At 66.7% G+C, this 18089-nt stretch carries 25 protein-coding genes; 10 read left to right on the forward strand and 15 right to left on the reverse strand.

Translation table 11 applies throughout. The annotated features are described in order from the left end of the window. Window positions 1-69: 69 nt before the first annotated feature. Window positions 70-1293 carry an aminoglycoside phosphotransferase family protein gene (locus ABZW60_RS20395; RefSeq protein WP_355478953.1) on the forward strand — a complete coding sequence of 408 codons (1224 nt, stop codon included), beginning with the start codon at window positions 70-72 and terminating at the stop codon, window positions 1291-1293. Window positions 1294-1672: 379 nt separating this feature from the next. Here ABZW60_RS20395 and ABZW60_RS20400 read toward each other — a convergent pair whose 3' ends face one another. After that, window positions 1673-2245 carry a hypothetical protein gene (locus tag ABZW60_RS20400; protein ID WP_355478955.1) on the reverse strand — a complete coding sequence of 191 codons (573 nt, stop codon included), beginning with the start codon at window positions 2243-2245 and terminating at the stop codon, window positions 1673-1675. 293 nt (window positions 2246-2538) lie between these two features. Between ABZW60_RS20400 and ABZW60_RS20405 the strand changes: the two genes are divergently transcribed. After that, window positions 2539-2994, forward strand: a complete 456-nt coding sequence (locus ABZW60_RS20405) for a hypothetical protein (RefSeq protein WP_355478957.1) — start codon at window positions 2539-2541, stop codon at window positions 2992-2994. 7 nt (window positions 2995-3001) lie between these two features. Here ABZW60_RS20405 and ABZW60_RS20410 read toward each other — a convergent pair whose 3' ends face one another. Then, window positions 3002-3523 carry a DUF1360 domain-containing protein gene (locus ABZW60_RS20410; RefSeq protein WP_355478958.1) on the reverse strand — a complete coding sequence of 174 codons (522 nt, stop codon included), beginning with the start codon at window positions 3521-3523 and terminating at the stop codon, window positions 3002-3004. A 178-nt stretch (window positions 3524-3701) separates the two neighbouring features. On the opposite strand from ABZW60_RS20410, the gene ABZW60_RS20415 reads away from it, so the two are divergent. Further along, entirely contained in the window at window positions 3702-3926 is a 225-nt protein-coding gene (locus tag ABZW60_RS20415) for a hypothetical protein (protein WP_355478960.1), read from the forward strand. A gap of 114 nt (window positions 3927-4040) precedes the next feature. Here ABZW60_RS20415 and ABZW60_RS20420 read toward each other — a convergent pair whose 3' ends face one another. Both ABZW60_RS20420 and ABZW60_RS20425 read right to left on the reverse strand, forming a co-directional pair. Then, complete coding sequence (locus ABZW60_RS20420) at window positions 4041-4598, reverse strand: hemerythrin domain-containing protein (RefSeq protein WP_355478962.1); 558 nt, start codon at window positions 4596-4598, stop codon at window positions 4041-4043. Between the two features lie 82 nt (window positions 4599-4680). Then, window positions 4681-6222, reverse strand: a complete 1542-nt coding sequence (locus tag ABZW60_RS20425; RefSeq protein WP_355478963.1) for an FAD-dependent oxidoreductase — start codon at window positions 6220-6222, stop codon at window positions 4681-4683. Window positions 6223-6502: 280 nt separating this feature from the next. On the opposite strand from ABZW60_RS20425, the gene ABZW60_RS20430 reads away from it, so the two are divergent. Beyond that, window positions 6503-7381 carry an SDR family oxidoreductase gene (locus tag ABZW60_RS20430; protein WP_355478965.1) on the forward strand — a complete coding sequence of 293 codons (879 nt, stop codon included), beginning with the start codon at window positions 6503-6505 and terminating at the stop codon, window positions 7379-7381. 103 nt (window positions 7382-7484) lie between these two features. Here the strand turns inward: ABZW60_RS20430 and ABZW60_RS20435 are convergent, their stop codons facing one another. After that, a complete protein-coding gene (locus tag ABZW60_RS20435) occupies window positions 7485-7715 on the reverse strand; it encodes a hypothetical protein (protein WP_355478966.1) in 231 nt (76 codons plus the stop codon). A 204-nt stretch (window positions 7716-7919) separates the two neighbouring features. Here ABZW60_RS20435 and ABZW60_RS20440 point away from each other — a divergent pair, with 204 nt between their 5' ends. After that, window positions 7920-8087: a hypothetical protein gene (locus ABZW60_RS20440; protein WP_355478968.1), complete on the forward strand. Its 168-nt coding sequence runs from the start codon at window positions 7920-7922 to the stop codon at window positions 8085-8087. A 212-nt stretch (window positions 8088-8299) separates the two neighbouring features. Here the strand turns inward: ABZW60_RS20440 and ABZW60_RS20445 are convergent, their stop codons facing one another. The 4 genes from ABZW60_RS20445 to ABZW60_RS20460 form a co-directional block, all read right to left on the reverse strand. Next, the gene (locus ABZW60_RS20445) at window positions 8300-8908 is read right to left on the reverse strand and encodes an NAD(P)H-dependent oxidoreductase (protein ID WP_355478970.1); all 609 of its coding nucleotides are present in this window, start codon (window positions 8906-8908) and stop codon (window positions 8300-8302) included. Window positions 8909-9000: 92 nt separating this feature from the next. Further along, window positions 9001-9825, reverse strand: a complete 825-nt coding sequence (locus ABZW60_RS20450) for an SDR family oxidoreductase (protein ID WP_355478971.1) — start codon at window positions 9823-9825, stop codon at window positions 9001-9003. Window positions 9826-9845: 20 nt separating this feature from the next. Continuing rightward, window positions 9846-10802: a TIGR03557 family F420-dependent LLM class oxidoreductase gene (locus ABZW60_RS20455; RefSeq protein WP_355478973.1), complete on the reverse strand. Its 957-nt coding sequence runs from the start codon at window positions 10800-10802 to the stop codon at window positions 9846-9848. Between the two features lie 17 nt (window positions 10803-10819). Continuing rightward, window positions 10820-11344, reverse strand: a complete 525-nt coding sequence (locus ABZW60_RS20460) for a pyridoxamine 5'-phosphate oxidase family protein (RefSeq protein WP_355478975.1) — start codon at window positions 11342-11344, stop codon at window positions 10820-10822. Between the two features lie 178 nt (window positions 11345-11522). Here ABZW60_RS20460 and ABZW60_RS20465 point away from each other — a divergent pair, with 178 nt between their 5' ends. After that, window positions 11523-12347 (forward strand): endonuclease/exonuclease/phosphatase family protein, encoded by an 825-nt coding sequence (locus ABZW60_RS20465; RefSeq protein WP_355478977.1) that lies wholly within the window; start codon window positions 11523-11525, stop codon window positions 12345-12347. Here the strand turns inward: ABZW60_RS20465 and ABZW60_RS20470 are convergent. Together ABZW60_RS20470 and ABZW60_RS20475 are read right to left on the reverse strand one after the other, a co-directional pair. Next, window positions 12314-12964, reverse strand: a complete 651-nt coding sequence (locus tag ABZW60_RS20470) for a response regulator transcription factor (RefSeq protein ID WP_355478979.1) — start codon at window positions 12962-12964, stop codon at window positions 12314-12316. The two genes, ABZW60_RS20465 and ABZW60_RS20470, sit on opposite strands and share 34 nt — an antisense overlap. After that, a complete protein-coding gene (locus ABZW60_RS20475) occupies window positions 12933-13922 on the reverse strand; it encodes a sensor histidine kinase (protein ID WP_355478980.1) in 990 nt (329 codons plus the stop codon). The genes ABZW60_RS20470 and ABZW60_RS20475 overlap by 32 nt, the downstream gene beginning before the upstream one ends. A 195-nt stretch (window positions 13923-14117) precedes the next feature. On the opposite strand from ABZW60_RS20475, the gene ABZW60_RS20480 reads away from it, so the two are divergent. The 3 genes from ABZW60_RS20480 to ABZW60_RS20490 are packed head-to-tail and all read left to right on the forward strand — an operon-like array spanning window position 14118 to window position 15600. Then, window positions 14118-14459: a TraR/DksA C4-type zinc finger protein gene (locus ABZW60_RS20480; RefSeq protein ID WP_355478982.1), complete on the forward strand. Its 342-nt coding sequence runs from the start codon at window positions 14118-14120 to the stop codon at window positions 14457-14459. Between the two features lie 20 nt (window positions 14460-14479). After that, window positions 14480-14842: a TraR/DksA C4-type zinc finger protein gene (locus ABZW60_RS20485; RefSeq protein WP_355478984.1), complete on the forward strand. Its 363-nt coding sequence runs from the start codon at window positions 14480-14482 to the stop codon at window positions 14840-14842. Further along, complete coding sequence (locus ABZW60_RS20490) at window positions 14839-15600, forward strand: rod shape-determining protein (RefSeq protein ID WP_355478986.1); 762 nt, start codon at window positions 14839-14841, stop codon at window positions 15598-15600. The genes ABZW60_RS20485 and ABZW60_RS20490 overlap by 4 nt, the downstream gene beginning before the upstream one ends. 44 nt (window positions 15601-15644) lie before the next feature. Here ABZW60_RS20490 and ABZW60_RS20495 read toward each other — a convergent pair whose 3' ends face one another. After that, complete coding sequence (locus ABZW60_RS20495) at window positions 15645-16076, reverse strand: DoxX family membrane protein (RefSeq protein WP_355478988.1); 432 nt, start codon at window positions 16074-16076, stop codon at window positions 15645-15647. 86 nt (window positions 16077-16162) lie between these two features. Here ABZW60_RS20495 and ABZW60_RS20500 point away from each other — a divergent pair, with 86 nt between their 5' ends. Continuing rightward, complete coding sequence (locus tag ABZW60_RS20500; protein WP_355478990.1) at window positions 16163-16882, forward strand: helix-turn-helix domain-containing protein; 720 nt, start codon at window positions 16163-16165, stop codon at window positions 16880-16882. Between the two features lie 92 nt (window positions 16883-16974). On the opposite strand, the gene ABZW60_RS20505 is transcribed toward ABZW60_RS20500, so the two are convergent. The 3 genes from ABZW60_RS20505 to ABZW60_RS20515 all read right to left on the reverse strand — a co-directional run bounded on the left by ABZW60_RS20505 (window position 16975) and on the right by ABZW60_RS20515 (window position 18039). Continuing rightward, window positions 16975-17154 (reverse strand): hypothetical protein, encoded by a 180-nt coding sequence (locus ABZW60_RS20505; RefSeq protein WP_355478992.1) that lies wholly within the window; start codon window positions 17152-17154, stop codon window positions 16975-16977. A 175-nt stretch (window positions 17155-17329) separates the two neighbouring features. Beyond that, entirely contained in the window at window positions 17330-17797 is a 468-nt protein-coding gene (locus ABZW60_RS20510; protein ID WP_355478994.1) for a universal stress protein, read from the reverse strand. A gap of 98 nt (window positions 17798-17895) precedes the next feature. Beyond that, window positions 17896-18039, reverse strand: a complete 144-nt coding sequence (locus tag ABZW60_RS20515) for a hypothetical protein (RefSeq protein ID WP_355478996.1) — start codon at window positions 18037-18039, stop codon at window positions 17896-17898. Window positions 18040-18089 lie beyond the last annotated feature (50 nt).

Genomic DNA, 18089 nt, shown 5'->3' on the forward strand with positions numbered 1-18089 from the left:
TTACCTGAGGTATGGGGCGTTGTGACGTGGTTGCGCTGTGCGCGACACGTGTCGTGGACGGACGGCGGCGTGACGGCGGAAGGTGCCTCGGGATTGACCGGTCCGGTCGAGTTCGAGTCGCTCGGTCGGTCGATTGGTGCCGGCGAGCGTGCGTTGCCGGAGTGGTTCGAGGGAGAGCCGAAGCGGACGGCCATCTTTACTGCACAAAGCAAGCTGGAAATGGTGGCGCCGAGCCTCGATCTCGTCCGCTTCTCGGTGAGGAAAATGGCAAGCACTGGGCGTGGAAAGGTGCCAGGATGCCGGCATGGTTGCGCGCGCGGTGAGATCGGAGTGGTGGCGACCAGCCATCCGGGCGGTGATCGGCCCTTCGACCCGATGAGCCAGGGCAAGCATCCCGAAAAGCTCCCGATCGACGTCCTGGACGACGTGGCCAGAGTGGTCGGGGCAGAGGTCGCTCTTCTCAGTCGCCTCCCCGGAGGCTTCGACGTGGGTGCCTTGCGCGTCCAGTTGGCCGGCAGGGCGGAAGCAGTGCTCAAAGCATGGCCCCGGACACGTCCCAATCAGCTGGATGAGGTGTTGCGGGCCCAGCGAGTGGTCGAGCACATGCGTAGGCGCGGTTATCCCACCCCGGCCTGCCTCGGAGTGGGAGCCACTGCCACTCATGTCTGGCATCTGATGGACTTCGTTGACGCGACTCCCGCGCAAGAGCTGACGCCGTCCATCGTTGAGCAACTGATGGAGATCACTGAACTCCAGGCTGGCCAAGCCTCCGAGCCCTACGACCACTGGTCGTACGCCTGGCGGCTCGCGACCGGTCAAGAATCCGGTCAAGACTTGGCTCCAAGTCTGTCGAGGGCCGTTGCCGATCTTTCGGGGTATTCCTCCGTGGTGTCGGCCTTGGTCGAGCGCCTTCGGCTCATGTGCGCCGACGTCCCAGCGCCACGAGAAGCACCTGACATGGTCCATGCCGATTTCAACCCCAACAATGTCCTGGTCCGCAACGGAGCCGTGGTGGCCGTCGTGGATATCGGGAACGCAGGTAGCGGCACGCGCGCGACTGATCTGACCACCCTTCAGTGGCACACCTTCCAGGATCCGCGGCTGGATGGTGTCCGGAGGCGGCTGAGGACGAGAATCCTCGACCTGGTCGATTGGGAGGGAGCGGCAGTCCTCGCCGCGACACAGATCCTTACGCAGCTCGAGTGGCCCATCCGTCACGGGCACCACGATGTCGTTCCAGGAGTGGTCAAGCGCGGCCATCGCGCCCTCGACGAGCTGAACACGCTCCGTTAACCGTCGCCGGTGAAGATGGTGTGCGAAACGGGAACCTCCGACTTCGGCCGACCGAGACCGACCCTCGGTGGTCGTGGGAAGTCAGCGATGATGCCGCGGCCGTGCGGTATCGCGTCGCCGTGCCCTGACCAGTACGGGCTCGGGTTGTCCGTCCGGCCGCCGGGATCTGTGGTGTGGCTCATCGTCCGGCTGCTCGGATATCGCGTGGATCGGTGCCGCTCGGAGGGGCGGTCGGCATCCCGAGGTGTACGACGGCGCGGCGGGTCGTGCGCAGCACCCGGATCGTCTCGATGATCTGGTCGCGCTCAGCGGGCACGAGGTGTTGACATGGTCATCGAGGCGCCGGATCCCCCGGGCTGAGCCCGGCCAGTGGTTCCGGCTAGGTCATCGGTGTCACATCAAGGTCTTTGCCCAGCTCCAGCATCTTCTTGTTGGTCTTGAGCCCGACCAGGGGATCGGTCGCCATGCCGGCCAGGATGTCGAAGCTCACCGGCAGGTCCGACACGGTCGGGGACGGCCAGACCCACACCGAGACGACCTCTCCATCCGCCCGCTTCGTCGAGACGCCCGTGCCCTGCTTGCCCGAGGTGGTCAGGTGAGCCACTGCGGCCTTCGTACCGTCGTCGAGGGTACGGATCTCGCAGATATCGGGCGCATCGGCTTCCGACGGGCAGTCGAAGTCGCCCATCCACGGCAACTGCTTGTTGGGTTCGAGGCTGAACGACACAGGCCGTCCACCGATCTCGTAGTCGAGCATCACCACGAACCGGTCCGCCGTATTTCCCAACCCCTCGCGCACACGGACCAGCTTCGCCTCGGCAGGCATATGCCGGTGCGCCGCGGCGGCCAGTGCTCGCGTGGTGGTCGGCAGCGTCGGGTCATCCCGGCCGGCGAACCAACGGATACCGACAAACGACCCCGCACCAATCACAAGCAAGGCCAGAACCGCCACAAGGTACTTCCTCAACCCAGCCTCCCCTCGACCCCGAGAGCGGGGAGTCTACAACCGGATCACTGCCGGGATCCTGACCGCTGGTGTGAGGTTCAGGCCAGGGCCCTCGCTGCGGTCGGGGCGGTCGTGGTAGACCGCTACGAGCCCGCAGTAGTACTCGTAACCTCGGCGCGCTGACCACGGAGCACTACGTCCTGCCGTCCGCGGCCGGTACCGCGATCTCCGAAGCCGGCGCTCGGGCGACCGCGTTCATCCTCACGGTGCCCAACTCGATGGTCGCCATCTGATTCACCGTGCACGACGAGCGGGTCTTCTGGCCCTACATCTCGGCGGTCCTGCCGTTGATCTTCGACCTCGGAGTCGTCACGACGATCCGGCTCATCGAGACGGGCGTCCAAGGGCTGATGTACCAGCAGGCGATCGCCCAGATCCGCCGCTACTACCGCAATCTCGACGCCGATCACGCGATCTACTTCGGCAAGTACAGCGCCCACAACGATCCGGCCGACACGACCGAGGCGCTCGCCATGCTCGGCACCAAACAGCGGCCCGAACTCTTCTCGATCGCCACGACCGCGGCACTTATCGCCTGCGGAATCGCAGGCATCGGCGGCGCGCTCGTCGTTGTACGTATCGCCGGCACGAACGCCCTCCCCATCGCCTACCCGACAGGCGTCGTGGTCTTCGCCGCGCTGACAACCGTGTTCTTCCGATACGAAAGGGCCCGATACCGCGAAGTCTCAGGCTGAGGCCCGTCTAGTGCTTGTTCTCGGCCACCTGTTGCATGTGCGCGTACACCAGTTGCAGGTAGTCCGACCCGGCGACCGCCGTCAAGGCTGAGGCCACGACCCGCGTGACACCAGGCGCGAAGAGGAAACCGATGCTGAACCCGGTCGCCACCCAGACCGCGAGGCAGAAGGGGCAGCTCACGAGCTCGCCGACGGCGTGCCGAAGCTGGCCCGTCTGGCGGACGTCCTCCATTACCTCGGCCGGTCCGCCACTGTCTCGATATCGCGTGAACGGGGCTCGCCGCGGACTCGTGACCGCGTCCTTCGACGCCAGCCGCGACAGCTTGTGCGTCCCCGCGGTCATCAGCAGGAGCTCGTACGGCGTGATCCGCCGGCCACTCGTACCTCGCACGGCGGCCACCGCACCGGCGAGGCCGACCAGTCCGGCGAACGCCGTCATCACCAGCGCGTACCCGCCCAGCGGCCGCTCTGCACCTTGCCGGTACTCGTCAGCCTCGGAACGAACGGACTCGGACAACTTCTCCGTCATCTCTCCATCACCTCCTGTGCTAATCCCCCTGCTCGAAGGCATGCCGATCAGGTTGCATCAACTGCCGGTACCCGCCGACCGGCCGTGGACGCACAGCTCCCGGGCGGGCGTGGCGAATGCTTGGCGATGGGTACCGGTGCGTCGGGATCCGCCCGCACGGTCGATCCAGGAGGTTTCGATGCCGGGCAAGTCAGCGAACGTCAAGAACGAGAAGCAGTACGAAGCGCTCAAGGACAAGGGCATGTCGAAGGAGCGCGCCGCGAAGATCGCGAATTCGCCTGAATCCAGCAAGCACGGCGGCCAGGAAAGTGGCAGCGGCGGCAACAGCAAACAAGGCGGCACGACGGCTCAGAAGAAGAAGGCCGGCCGCAAGGGCGGCAAGGCAGCAGCCAACAAGAGCTGAATCCGGCGCAGCACCCCCCACGGCCCGCACCCGCCAAACCGGTGGCACCCGCAAGCCCATCGCCGCCGGCCTGTCGCAGTGCCGCCCAAGCAACCGGAAAGAAACTCGAGCGACTCAGAGCTCGCCTTCGCTCTCGACCTTCTTCTTCAGTTCTTCCTTGCTCAGTCCGGACGTACCTGAGATGTCCGCGTTGGCGGCTTGCTGCGCCAACTGGTCGCGGGTGATATCGCCGGGCTGCTCGCCCAGGTGCTGCTTGCGGCTGGCGGCGAACGCCTCGCCGAGCTGAGCGCGACGATCATCGGAGAGGTTCGAGCGCATTCCGGGCAGAACCTTGGTCTCCTCCTCCTCGACGTGATGCGACACGGCGTCGATCAGATTCTGCAGAACCTTCTCGAAATTCGGCGAGTCGGGATCCGTCGCGGCGAGCTTGGCCAGCAGCTGGTCGGCCTCGATGTGTTCCTGCTGGCTGTGTGAGACCTCCTCCTTCTCACCAGCCTCTTCCGCGGCCACAGGGTAGACCTCTGCCTCCTCGGCGCGGCTGTGCGCGGTCAGCAACGTGGTGAGTACGGGCAAGAGATTCGGCCGCTTCTCGGGGTTGTCCTTCAACTCGTCGAACAGCCTCTCGACCTCGCGATGGTCCTGCATGATCAGGTCGACGACATCTGCACTCATCACACTGCCCCTTCTTATCTGGCTTCTTCTTGAGCGTTCGGTACCCCGGTTCACACGCCGGGGCGACAAGGCCGCCCGCGGACTACCGCTGGGGTGGGGGAATCTGTTCGAGTGGCTCGACAGCGGGGCCGTTGAGGATGCTCCCGTCCGGGTCGAAGCGGGAGCCGTGACAGTTGCAGTCCCAGCTGGTCTCCGCCGGATTCCAGCGCAAGGGACAGCCCAGGTGTGTGCACGTCGGACGGACGGCGTGCAGCCCGCCATTCCGGTCCCGGTACGCACCCACCGTCGTACCGTCGAGGTCGGCGAGACCGCCCTCGCCCGGCTCGAGTGCGGCCGCGGGCGCGGCCCCGGTCCGCGCGAGACGGCCGGCCACGAACTCCTTGCCGACCTTGAGATTGTCCTTGACCAGTTCGCCGACCGCGTGCGCATCGCCGATCCGCCGCGCGTCGAACGCAGGCAGCCAGGCGTTGTCCCGTCCGGCCAGCGCATCGGTCAGGATCATCGCCGCGGCGGTGCCGTTGCTGAATCCCCATTTCTGGAACCCGGTGGCGACGAACACGTGTGAGCTCAGCGGGGAGCGGCCGACGTACGGGATCCGGTCAGGGGTGGAGTAGTCCTGCGAGGACCATCGATAGTCGACGGACTCGACGTCGAAGGTTGATCGGCACCACCGCTCCAGATCGGCGTACCTGCCCTCGGAATCGGGTTCCGCGCCGGTCTCGTGTCCGTTGCCGGCAACGATCAGTCCGTTGGGTCCGGCTGTCGGCCAAGGACGTGTCGATCGGGTCAGGGAATCGACGGAGATCGCCATCGTGGTCGGTGCGGCAGACTTCAGCTGTACGGCGAGGCCGTAGGATCGCACAGGCCTGCTTCTGGCGAAGTATCCGCCGATGATGCCGAGCGGCAAGAGGGTGGCGACCACAACTTGGTTCGCCCGGATCGTGTGACCGGACGCGGTGAGCTCGGCTGCTCGACCATGTTGTTCGTCGATGTCGCGGACCCGTGTCCGGTCGAAGATCAGGCCACCCGCGTTCGCGACCGCGGCAGCGATCCCGGCGAGGTACCTGCCCGGGTGAAGGTGGAGCTGATTCTCGAAGCGGACGGCGGCTTCGATGTCGAACGGCAGGTCGATGTCGTGGGTGAGCTTCGCCGGCAGCCCGAGCATCGCGGCGGCATGGGCCTCGGCGTCGATCTGGTCGCGCTGGTCGGGCCGCCTGGTGTAGGCGTACGCGGGTGCGCGGGTCAGGTCGCACTCGATGCCGAGTTGGCTGACGAGTGTGGCGATCTGTTCCACGCCGGCCTGGTTCGCGTCCGCGTACCGTCGCGCGTCGGCTTCTCCGTGCCGCTGGATCAGATCGGCATAGATCGTCGAGTGCTGCGACGTCACCTTCCCGGTCGTGTACCCCGTCGTACCGGCGCCGATCCGGTCAGCCTCCAGGACCGCGACGCGGGCACCGTCACGCTGGGCGAGCAACGCGGTGGTCAACCCGACCAGACCGCCACCCACGACAGCGACATCGACGTCGATGTTGCTGTCCAGGGTCTGATACACGGGTAGCTCCGACGTGGCCAGCCAGACGCTTTCGTGCTCGACCGTCGCATCAACATCTGTGAAGTCAGCCATGACCAATCTCCTCGAGTGCTCCGTCGCGCCATCGCGGCGACGATCTCGGTACCCAGCACTGACGGCAACGAACACGCCTCGCACCTTGAACCCAGCTCCTGCACGGCCGCCGGGTTGGCGATCGTGCGGTCGGCTACCGAGCCGGCATGGATCACGACGCGAGCCCGCTCCTGGATGCGCTCGCGGAGTACCACCGGCGTGGCTACGCCGATTTCGCGCCGCCCGGCCACAAGCAGGGGCACTGGGTACAGCGAAGACAACATTCGACGAAAGGCGTCCGATGAGCAGCGACCCCAGGAGCAGGTACGCCGGGCCCGAGCAGCAGGAGCCGCAGCAGCAAGCGCATCCCGGGCGCAGTGCAGCGATGACGCCGGAGCCGGATTACGGCGAGACGACGTACCGAGGCAGCGGGAAGCTGAGCGGCAAGCGGGCGCTGATCACCGGCGGCGACTCCGGCATCGGGCGAGCTGTCGCGCTGGCCTTCGCGCGTGAGGGCGCGGACGTGATGATCTCTCATCTCGAAGCCGAACAACAGGACGCCGATGAGACCTGCCGACTCGTGAGCGAGTCCGGAGCCACCGCGGCCTCGCTGGCCGGCGACATCCAGAGCGAGCAGCACTGCCTACGACTCGTCGACCACTGCGTGCAGGAGCTCGGCGGACTCGACATCCTGGTCAACAATGCGGCATACCAGATGTCGCGCGAAGGGATCGCAGACATCTCCACCGAGCAGTTCGACCAGGTGCTCAAGACCAACGTCTACGCGATGTTCTGGCTGTCCAAGGCCGCTCTGCCGCACCTGTCCGAAGGATCGGCGATCATCAACACCACCTCGATCCAGGCGTACCAGCCGTCCCCGAACCTGCTCGACTACGCCACCAGCAAGGCAGCGATCCTGAACTTCACCAAGGGTCTGGCGCAGGAGCTGGCACCGAAGGGTATTCGGGTGAACGCCGTCGCGCCCGGACCCGTCTGGACTCCGCTCATCCCGGCGACGATGCCCGCGGACAAGGTCGACGAGTTCGGCGCCGACACACCCCTCGGCCGAGCCGGCCAACCCGCCGAGCTGGCACCGCTGTACGTGTTCCTCGCCTCCGACGACTCCACCTACATCACCGGCGAACGCATCGGCGCCACCGGCGGCCGCCCCCTCCCCTGACACGACCGCGGCTCCGCGCGGCTGCTACCCATGACCTACCGCGAGATCGTCGAGGGTCAGTGAAGGCTCGTCCATCGCGGCGACGACTGTGCGGCCAACGGTTCTACGTGGGGTCTCTGTCCTGCTGCTCGTCGTCGGAACCCGAGACAGCGATCTCCACCGACCTGTCTTCGCTTGTGCGGATCTGGTCGCGTCGCCGCTCCAGCAGGCGGAGGACACCTGACCGTTCGCCATGAATGCGCTCATACCCGATGAGCTGCTCAACCTGCTCGATGTCCAGACCGCTGATCCGCGACGGCAGAGCCGCGGCCGGCAGCAAGTCGAAGTCCGGCACAGGCAGAGAACCATTCCGGCTTGCCATAGTTGCATTCCTTCCGTTTCGCCACCAAGTTCGCTTCGTACATCACACGCCCTCCGTGTCGCAGGCCTACCGGTACACAGAGATCGGTCGGCTGCGAACCCGCCTCAGCGAGTGCGGGGCCTCCGGGCGAGCAGCACCGCGAACGGCAACATGCTGGTGGCTTTGCCTGGCTTGGCTGTGAACGACGGTGTGCTGCCGACGAGGACAACCGCCACCCGGTTGCCGTTGCAGGCCTGGCTCATGCTGAGGTCGGCGCGGGTCGTGTCGCGCCTGCGGATCGGTGCGGTTGAAGGCTGCGGGCTGCTGATCGAGAGTCTTTTCGAGGTGCGCCATGAGCGCGAGTAGGGCGCAGATTGCAAGGAGCGGCCCAGCGATGAGTAGGACGATGACATCCAGGTCATTCGTCATCGACTCACCCCTCGTCATCCATTGCTGCCGGATGCTCCAGGGTTTGTTGGGGCGGACCCTCTCTTTCGATGCTCTGCATGTCTCCCGCCTCACGTCGGACCAAGGCGTTCGGTGCCCACTTCCGCCGCAGGTAACCAGCCCGAGGCATATCAGGCGGGCGCGTACTCCTGGTCTCGCAACAACCGGGCGAGGTGAGCGGCGTTGGCGGCGGCCGTCTTGGTTGTGGTGCCGGTGGTGTCAGGCTTGGGGCCCGCTTCGTTGTAATCCACCGATCCCATGGCCTCGCCCACCCAGTACGTGGCTCCGGCTGCCGGGATCGTGAAGCCGACGTCGTTCAGGGCCTGGAAGACCTCGGCCGTCACGTGGTGTGCGCCGTCTTCGTTGCCCACGACACCGACCACGGCCACCTTGCCGTACACGAGCGGCATTCCCTTGTCGTCCTTCTCGGACAGCTCGGCGTCCAACCGCTCGAGCACCAGCTTGCACACGCTGGCCGGTTGACCCATCCAGATCGGCGTCGAGATGATCAGGATGTCCGCCGCCAGCACCTTCTCCCGCAACGCCGGCCACTCGTCGCCGTCGCCTTCGTCGACGCTCACTCCGAACCGTACGTCGTGATCGGCGACTCTGACGACCTCACCTTCGACGTCGTGGTCGGCCAACGCGGTCAGCAGTTCCCGCCCCATCAGCTCCGAACTCGACTTCGCCGGTGACTTCTTCAACGAACAGCTCAGCACCAACGCGCGCAGCGACGACATCTGTGACAACTCCCGTTCCGATGCGGCATCGGCAGCCACACCTTCCGAACCGGTACCCAAGCCGGCCAGCTCTAGCTGCCCGGAGCGACCGATCACGCCGTCAGGCGCTGGGCGAACCGGTCGAACAGCCGGTCCGGGACCAGCCGGCGGACCCTCGGTACGACCTTCGCGGCGACACCACCGGCGTACCGGGTGCGGGGACGCGCCGCGGTCAACGCGTGAACGATCAGCTCGACAGCCTGCTCCGGGCCGGCGCTCGTCTTGCCCATCCGTTCCAGGCGCTCGCGTAGGGCCCGCACGCGATCCCCGTACCGGTCGGTCGACGGCAAGGCGTCGAGGCTGTGCGCGGCCTTGGACCAGATCGGGGTTGCCAATGGACCCGGCTCGACCAGCGCGACCTGTACATCATCCGGAGCCAGCTCCTGCCGCCACGCGTCCCCGATCGCCTCCAAGGCGTACTTCGAGGCGTGATAGGCGCCGGCGAAACCGACCGCCACCAGACCGCCCACGGATCCGACCAGCACCACGCGCGACCCCTCCGAACGGCGCAGCGCGGGCAGGAACTGCTGGGTCACCGCGACCTGACCGACGACGTTCACCTCGAGCTGCTCACGAAGCTTCTCGATCGGCAGCGTCTCCAGCGGGCCGGCGAAGCCCTTACCGGCGTTGTCGACCAGCGCATGCAGGCCGTCCGCGCCGAGCTGCAGGTAGACCAGGCCCGCGAACTCCTTGATCGAGCTCGCGTTCGTCACGTCCAACGGAGCAACCGTCACCCGATCGGAGGTCTGCCGGTCGAGGACCGGGATCTCCTCCGGGCCGTGGACCCCGGCGAATACCCGCCAGCCGTCCCGGTCAAGACGTACAACCGTCGCGGCGCCGATCCCGCTGCCGGCTCCGGTGATCACCACACTACGCATCGATCGTCCTTTCTGGCTCGTCACAGCTCGCGGAGCGCCGGACCGAGCTCCTTGGTGAAGAAGTCGAAGAACCCGGACATGTCCGGGCCGGCATTGATCAAGGCGAGATGGTCGTACCCCGCCGCCGCGAAGGGCCGGGCAATCGCCAGGTGGCGCTCGACGTCCGGGCCACAGCCGAACTGCTCACGCAGGTGGTCCGGCGTGATCAACGCGGTCGCAGCGTCGAAGTTCACCGGGTTCGGCAGCTCGGACTGAACCTTCCAGCCCGTCAGGCCGAACCGGAACAGCCGGTGCGCCGACGTCGCCGCAGCGTCCTCCGACGGAGCCCAAGCGAGCGGCACCTCCGCATACCGGGGACCGCTCCCGCCCGCTTGCTCGAAGGCGGAAACCAGTTCCGGCGCCGGCTCGGTCACGAACAGGGCGTCGCCCAGCTCAGCCGCGAGCCGCGCCGCCTCGGGGCCGCCCGCCGCGACCGCAATGTCGGGCAGCCGGTCGGGTAGATCGAAAACCCTGGCGTCTTCGAGCTGCAGGTGCTTCCCCTCGTACGACTGGTAGCCGCCCTTCCACAGCAGCCGGATGATCTCCAGGGCTTCGCGCAGCATCTGGTGCCGGATACCGACTGCGGGCCAGCCTTTCCCGACCACATGCTCGTTGAGGCGTTCGCCGGCACCGACGCCGAGAGTGAAGCGGCCCCCGGACAGGATCGAGATCGTCGCCGCGGCCTGGGCGACGATGGCGGGGTGGTACCGGATGAAGGGGCAGGTCACCCCGGTGGCAAGACCGACGGACGACGTTCGCGCCGCGATCGCCGCCAGCATCGAGAACGCGAAGCCGGAATGCTCGTGCTCGCCGACCCACGGATGAAAGTGATCACTCACCTCGACGAAGTCGAATCCGGCCTCCTCGGCCCGCACGGCCTGCTCGACGATCTCGAGCGGGCCGTAGGCTTCCGCGATCAACTTGAACCCGATCTTCACAGCTCCACCTCCCGTTCCTAGCGCAGCTCGTCGCCGCTCCCACTACCCGGCAGTGCGACGATCTCGTTCTCGCCCGGGAACTTGTCCGGATTCCGGGTCACGGCCGCCCGGACCGCGCCGAACAACTGCACAACTTTGCTGCTCGGGCTGGACCAGTACTCCGCGGTGTCGGCGTGGACCTTGATCAGGACGAGCCCGGGCGTCTCGAGCCCGTCAGGAAACCAGACCTTCAACGGAGCCGACCACAGCTCCGCTGCCTTCTCCCGGTCGACGACGATCTCGGCAGAGCCCGCGATCGACGTCCATTCGCTCTGCTTGACGTTCGAGAACGACACGTTGACCTGGGGATTCGCCCCGATCTCGCCGACCTTCGCCGACTCGGCGTACGTGAAGAACCACAGGTCACCATCGAACTCCACCTCTTGCACAGCCATCGGCCGGGCGACGTGCCGACCGTCGGTGGTCATCGTGGTGAACATGCAGATGGTTGCCCTGTCGACCAGTTCGGCGACAGTCGCAACGGAGTCCTCGGTTTCTGTCATTTCGGTGCGGTACCCAGATCTGCGCGCTCCATCCACACAATCCGCTGATGCACGGAGATCGGATCATCCGCGACGGATTCGTTCTATCGCTGACGGGTACTGGCGAAAGAGCTCATCAGGGCGGAAGGGCGCCCGATTGGAGCAAGACCGAGGGGACGTTGTGCCTGAACGGATTCGTGTGGCGACTCTCAACATCTGGTGCCGGCACGGGGACTGGCCTGCTCGGCGTGAGGTGCTTCGCGACGGATTCCGCGAGCTGCGGCCGGATCTCGTTGCCCTCCAGGAGACGGTTGTCGACGAAGCCGGCGATCAGGTCCGGGAGATCTTCGGCGACGAGTACGCCGTGCTGCACCAAGGTCGTCGTACGCCTGACGGTATCGGCTGCTCGGTGGTGAGCAGGTGGCCGCCGGTCCGAGTGGCCGAGCTCGATCTCTGCGTGACCGGGCGGGTCGATCCGCACGACTTCCCCGGACAGTCCACGGCGGCCGAGTTCGCTACGCCGTCGGGGACGGTGCTCTTCGTCAATCACAAGCCGAACTGGCAGGTGGGGTATGAGCGGGAGCGCGAACTGCAGGCTCTCGGCGTTGCACGGTGGATCGACGAACTGGCCACCGGCCGGGACGATCTTCATGTTGTCCTGGCGGGTGACTTCGATGCCCGGCCCGAATCCGCGGGCGTCCGGTTCCTCACGGGACGGCAGTCGCTGGGCGATCGGAGCGTGCACTACCAGGACGTCTGGGAGATCGCGCGGCCTGGCGAGGACGGGCACACCTTCACGCTCGAGAACCCGACGATCGTGGCCGAGGCGGACTGGTCGCGGATCCCGCCCAGACGAATCGACTACGTCATGATCCGTTGCGACGACCGCGGCCCCACCCTCCGCGTCCACTCCGCTGATCGCCTCTTCGACTCCCCGACCGACGGCGTCTACGGCTCCGACCACTTCGGCGTCGTCGCCGACCTCGAGTCTCAGGGTTCGACGAGGCCGGCACGGATCGCGTAGCGGGCCAGGTCGAGGCGGTCGCGAAGGCCGAGCTTCTGCAGCATGTTCGAGCGGTGCCGTTCCACCGTCTTGATGCTGATCGTCAGCAGCCCGGCGATCTCCTTCGACGAGTTGCCCTCAGCAACTAGCTTCAGAACTTCCTCCTCGCGCGGAGTGAGGATCTGCGCCGGGAGGTCGACGCCTTGCCGGACGCGATCCAGGTAGCTGCGAACGAGGGTGGTCACCGCCCCGGCGTACAGGAAGGGTTCGCCGCGCATGGTCGCGCGGCACGCTTCGACGAGGTCGCGGTCGAGCACAGACTTCAGCACATACCCCGACGCGCCGGCCTTGAGCGCCTGGAAGAAGTACTGCTCGTTGTCGTACATGGTCAGCATCAGCACGCGTACCTCGGGCCGTACGACGGACAGCTCCCGCGCGGCCTGGAGTCCGGTCATGCGCGGCATCGCGATGTCGAGGATCACCAGATCCACCGGCTGACTGCGGGCCAGCGACACAGCCTCGTTGCCGTCGGCGGCCTCTGCGATGACCTGCAGATCGGGCTCGCGGTCCAGGATCAGGCGGACACCGCGGCGTACCAGGGCGTGGTCATCGGCGAGCAGGATCTTGGTGGGCTGCATGGTCACCTCCCACGCGGTGCAACGGGACTGTCAGGCTGACGTCAGCGCCGCCACCCGGCGCGGCGCCGATCTCGAGCGTCGCACCGATCAACAGCGCTCGCTCGCGCATCCCCCGGATTCCCGCACCCTCGTGAGCCAGGCCGATGCCGCGGCCGTCGTCCTGGATCCGCAGTACGACGGACTCTTCGTGACCGGTGAGCGCCACATCGACGCCGGCCGCGTCCGCGTGCCGGGCGACGTTCGTCAGACTCTCCTGGGCGACGCGATAGAGGACCAGCTCGGTCTGCTCGTCCAGGCGCGGCAGTCCGGACTCGAGCCGCCGGCGGACGACCAGACCGGTGTGATCCGCCAGTTCCGTCGTCAGCGCGGTCAGGGCACTGACCAGTCCGAGGTCCTCCAGTACGCCGGGTCGCAGCCGATGAGCGAGGCGGCGTACCTCGTCGAGGCTCGCGCGCGTGGTCTCCTGAGCCTGCGCCAACTCGGCGCGCAGACCAGGATCCGCCGAGCGATCGGCCGCCCGGTCCAGGTCCATGAGTACGACCGTCAAGCTCTGCCCGACCTCGTCATGAAGCTCCCGGGCGATGCGCTGACGCTCCGACTCCTGCGCCGACAAGGCCCGTGCTGCGCTGGTCGCACGCTCACGCTCGAGACGGTCGAGCATGTCGTTGAACGCACGGATCAGAGCCGGAACCCCGCCGTGCCCACTGACCGCAAGGCGCTGACCAGGGCGCAGGATGTCGACCGTCGACATCCGCCGGGTCAGCCGGGCCAGCGGTGCGAGGCCGATCCGCAGCAGCGCCGCGTTGGCGACCAGCATCACCGCCAGACCACCGATCAGGACGACTGCCTCGGTCAGCAGCACCGGCACCGACACCGTCACCGGCGCCCACAGCAACAGCGCGGTCGCCGCCCCGAGCACCACCGCGTTCAGAACGAAGATCCGCCAGAACAACGACACCGCGCCACAATCCCTTCTGGTGATCCAACTCCCTCCACTATCCCCCACGTCGATCCGGTCCGGAGGCGACGGCTTCAAGCCTGCCGGTTCGACCGGTCGGCGTCGATCCGTGCTGACACCCATGTCGTCAGGCACCGCGAAAGATGGGTGTTGGTCCCGATAGGCATCCCGATGCCGAGCGGCGAGGGTGGGGCCATGAAGACACCACGGATGGCCTCCAGCACGGTCGGTACGGGCCGTCAGCCAGAGCCGCACCGCAGGCAGGAGATTCTGCAACGCCTGCAGCACGAGCGGAACACCCGGCTCGCCCAGGTCAACGCCATGGAAGCCGACAAGCCCAACGCGAACGAAGACCTGGTCAAGGCCCAGACCACCGCGATCCGCATGGTCCTGGCCGAAATCGACGCGGCGGTGGAGCGCGTGCAGGACGGTTCGTACGGCGTCTGTCATGGCTGCCAGGAGCGGATCCCGGTCGGGCGACTCGAGATTCTGCCCTATGTCCGCTACTGCGTGCGCTGCCAGCAACAAGCCATGTGACGACGGACCGAGGAGCACCCGTGATCAGCCGGACGGCGACCGCCTTCAACGCCGGCCTACCTCGGCAGGAGCTCAAGACTCTGCGAGCAAGGCTGCTGGAGCAGCGCGCCTTCCGCCGGGAGCAGGTCAGGACCCTGCACCGGTCGACGCCGGACGACTCGCTCGGCGCCGACCGGTCCGCCCACGCCGAGGTACAGGACCATCTGGCCGTTGCGGCGCGGGTCGTCCTGGCCGACGTCGAGGCCGCCCTCGACCGGATGGCCACCGGCCACTACGGACGATGCATCCGGTGCCGCAGCGCCGTTGAGTTGCATCGGCTGCAGATCTGCCCCGAGACGGTGTACTGCGCCGAGTGTCACCGCCTACAGGAGTCTCAACGATGAGGGCATCGCTCGGATCCCTGCGTCGCAGCACGCCGTCCCGGCCTGCTCCTGCAGGTGTCGCCATCGACCTGGGCAGCGCGCGGACCAGAGCCTGGACGCCGGGGCACGGCCTGCTCGTCGACGTGCCGACCATGCGCCCCGTGACCGGGCAACGGCCGGTACACCGCGGGAGAATCGTCGACGGATCCGCGGCGGCCGACGTCGTCGGTCAATTGCTGGAATCCCCAATAATCGCGAGACAGTGCCGCACGATCGTGGCGACGATCCCGGTCATCTCCGATGAGATACATCGCCGTCGGCTCCTCGCCGCACTCGATGTCCTGGGCCCTGACACCGTCCTGACGATCGACACGGTCAAGGCCGCGGCCCTGGGCGCCGGCGCCGATATCACCGAGCCGCTACTGGTCGTCGATATCGGCGCCCAACTGACCGAGGTCGCTCTGCTCGCAGACGGCCGTACACGCGGCGCGCGGTGCACGCAGTTGGGAGTACGTGATCCGGTGGCGTCGACACAGCTCGTTCAGGAGATCGTCGAGTCAACGCTCCAATTGATGGGTGCGTGTGGTCCGCAGATGGTCGATGCACTGGACCGTCACGTGCTCCTGACCGGTGGCGGCGCGCTTCGCCCCGAAATCACGGACCAGCTCGCGACCCAACTCGGAGCCACCGTCCAGCCCGCCCCGGCGCCGCACGCCGCCGCGGTCCGCGGCGCCGGCCTCATCCTCCAGGCAACCCACCGCCACCCGGGAACCTCCTGAGCCGGCCGGCATCAGCCTCCTCGTCAACGGATGGATTCAGCCGCTCAGGAGCTGTGCCGTCCGGGTGCGTAGCGGGTGGCGAGGCGGGCGAGTGCGACGGCGGCGACGAGGAGGCCGAAGTCGCGGAGGGCGACGTCGTAGAAGCCTGACAGGGTGAGCAGGTTGAGGATGATGCCTGCGAGCCAGGCGGCGACGAGCAGGGCGCCGTAGCGCGGGATGAGGGCGACGGCGATGCCGGCGACGATCTCGATGACGCCGACGAGGTACATGGCGTCTTGGCCCGAGCCGGGGACGATGTCGTTGATCCAGGGAGCCAGGTAGTTCGGCCAGTCGGTGAGCAGGTTGGTGAACTTGTCGAGGCCGAACAGGATCGGCGCCACCGTGAAGACCGTTCGCAACGCCAGGAACGCCTGGTACGCCGGGTCCGACAGCGACTCCCGGCCGGTTGTGTGGGCTGTACGCCCCTCACTGCTCATGATCCGCTCCTTCTAAAGTAGATGTAACTTGACTTTAGAAGCGTGCTCGATTTTCGTCAATGGGGCTTGGCTTTAGAATGGCTCCCGTGAACGAGTCCAGGGACGCTCGGATCTTGGCGATCGCAGCGTTGGAGGAACCGACGCGGCGCAGGCTGTACGACCACGTCGTTCGCCAGACCGGTCCGGTGACCCGCGACGAGGCCGCCGCCGCCCTGGAACTTCCGCGCTCGACTGCCGCCTTCCACCTCGACAGGCTCGCCGAAGAAGGGCTGCTCGAGGTCGTCTTCGAACGCCGCACCGGCCGAAGCGGTCCTGGAGCAGGTCGGCCGTCGAAGCTCTACCAACGCTCCAGCGACGACATCGGCATCTCCCTGCCCGAGCGTCGCTACGACCTGGTGGGCGGTCTCCTTGCAGCCGCCCTCGAAGACGTCGAAGCCTCGGGCGAATCGCCCCGGGTGGCCCTCGACCGCCGCGCCCGGCAACTCGGAACCGCCCTTGCCGCAGCTGTCGATGACACAACCGACGACCCAGCGAGCCCGCGCGTGCTGATGCAACTGCTCGAGGACCAAGGCTTCGAGCCACGCGCTGACGCGGACGCGATCGTCCTCGGCAACTGCCCCTTCCACACTCTCGCCCGACAGCACACTGACCTGGTCTGCGAAATGAACCGGCGCCTCCTCGAGGGCGTTCTCGCAGGCCTCGGCATCACCCGACTGCAGGCGAACCTGAAGCCGGCTCCCAACCACTGCTGCGTTCGCCTCGAGCCCGACACCCGCCGGCCTCCGATGACCCCGTCACCGAGCTGATCCAGGCGAGCGGCAACGCGGCCGCGGAGTTACTCGAAAACGTGCGGTCGACCAACGCGACCTAACCGGCATTGGCAGCGGGCCTCGCGATGTCAAGGGTCGTGCTGTGTAAGGCCGTCTGCGGTGGAACGCCGAATGGGGATCCGGGTCTGCTCGGCCAATGCTTCTTGCTTGCGCCGGTACTCCCGTGCGGCAACTCGGATCGTGATGATGACCACCGTCACCCCGAGCAGCATCAACAGAACGATGTCGCTGCCACCCGATGCCGTCATGCTCACAACTCCTCTGGAGGCCGATTTGCGCCGCACACCTCTCGCACCGGCCATACCGTCCCGTGCCCATCCGGACCAGAGCGGCTTCGACATCGTTCAGTACCTTCAACTCGGCCAGATCGCGGGCCGACAACTGACGCATGCCCAAGGCAACCACCTCGCGGCCAACCATCCGTCAGCCATCCGGCTGACTGCTGGAGTTGTGCGTGACCTTCGTAGCCGGCGGGATGATGACCACCGGGACGGTGGACTCATGCGCAACCTGCTGACTCACCGATCCGAGCAGCAGCCCAACGAATCCACCGCGCCCACGTGAGCCGACAACCAGCAAGGTCCCGTCCTGCGCAGTTCCGAGCAGCGCAGGCGCGGCGGGGCCCTGGACGATCCGCAGGTCGGGCTCGTGCGCCAGACCGGTGAGATCCACCATCGCCAGACTATCGGCTAGGGTCTTGCGCGCCGTCTCTGCGAGGGCGTCATGATCGGCCAGAAGCGGAGCATACGGGGACATCAGCGCCGCCGCGGGTTGCTGCCAGGCGTGAACGACGACCAGCCCGGTCCCGCGCACCTTCGCCTCGGCAACTGCCCATTCCAGTGCTTCTCGGGCAGCATCGCTGCCGTCGATGCCGACAATGATCTTCTCCATATTCACTTCTCCTCAGAAGTTCTTCGTACGCTTCGAGCACGTCTTTCGCGTGGCCTGACGGGTGCTCGCAGACTCACCCTGTTCAAGCGGCGGATGCGTTAGCGGTATGGCCGGTCAGCGCCCTTCCTGGCCGACGAGCGCTCTTGCGCCCGATAGGCGAACCCGATACCTCCGACGCAGATCAGCGGTGCTGCCACCGCGATGATGATCAGTAGCGCCATGTCGATCGCATCGATCGTCAACGGACTCACTTCCTCCTCATCACATTTTCGCTACATCATCTGTAGCGGAT

This window comes from Kribbella sp. NPDC003557 (genome assembly GCF_040610805.1).
Classification (GTDB): Bacteria; Actinomycetota; Actinomycetes; order Propionibacteriales; family Kribbellaceae; genus Kribbella.

Excerpts from the sequence above, each read along its gene's own strand:
- ABZW60_RS20420 (WP_355478962.1), bottom strand. The coding sequence starts at position 4,598 with ATGAGTGCAGATGTCGTCGACCTGATCATGCAGGACCATCGCGAGGTC.
- ABZW60_RS20480 (WP_355478982.1), top strand. The coding sequence starts at position 14,118 with ATGAAGACACCACGGATGGCCTCCAGCACGGTCGGTACGGGCCGTCAG.
- ABZW60_RS20490 (WP_355478986.1), top strand. The coding sequence starts at position 14,839 with ATGAGGGCATCGCTCGGATCCCTGCGTCGCAGCACGCCGTCCCGGCCT.
- ABZW60_RS20415 (WP_355478960.1), top strand. The coding sequence starts at position 3,702 with ATGCCGGGCAAGTCAGCGAACGTCAAGAACGAGAAGCAGTACGAAGCG.
- ABZW60_RS20470 (WP_355478979.1), bottom strand. The coding sequence starts at position 12,964 with ATGCAGCCCACCAAGATCCTGCTCGCCGATGACCACGCCCTGGTACGC.
- ABZW60_RS20505 (WP_355478992.1), bottom strand. The coding sequence starts at position 17,154 with ATGACGGCATCGGGTGGCAGCGACATCGTTCTGTTGATGCTGCTCGGG.
- ABZW60_RS20410 (WP_355478958.1), bottom strand. The coding sequence starts at position 3,523 with ATGACGGAGAAGTTGTCCGAGTCCGTTCGTTCCGAGGCTGACGAGTAC.
- ABZW60_RS20430 (WP_355478965.1), top strand. The coding sequence starts at position 6,503 with ATGAGCAGCGACCCCAGGAGCAGGTACGCCGGGCCCGAGCAGCAGGAG.
- ABZW60_RS20450 (WP_355478971.1), bottom strand. The coding sequence starts at position 9,825 with ATGCGTAGTGTGGTGATCACCGGAGCCGGCAGCGGGATCGGCGCCGCG.
- ABZW60_RS20425 (WP_355478963.1), bottom strand. The coding sequence starts at position 6,222 with ATGGCTGACTTCACAGATGTTGATGCGACGGTCGAGCACGAAAGCGTC.
- ABZW60_RS20460 (WP_355478975.1), bottom strand. The coding sequence starts at position 11,344 with ATGACAGAAACCGAGGACTCCGTTGCGACTGTCGCCGAACTGGTCGAC.
- ABZW60_RS20495 (WP_355478988.1), bottom strand. The coding sequence starts at position 16,076 with ATGAGCAGTGAGGGGCGTACAGCCCACACAACCGGCCGGGAGTCGCTG.
- ABZW60_RS20445 (WP_355478970.1), bottom strand. The coding sequence starts at position 8,908 with ATGTCGTCGCTGCGCGCGTTGGTGCTGAGCTGTTCGTTGAAGAAGTCA.
- ABZW60_RS20510 (WP_355478994.1), bottom strand. The coding sequence starts at position 17,797 with ATGGAGAAGATCATTGTCGGCATCGACGGCAGCGATGCTGCCCGAGAA.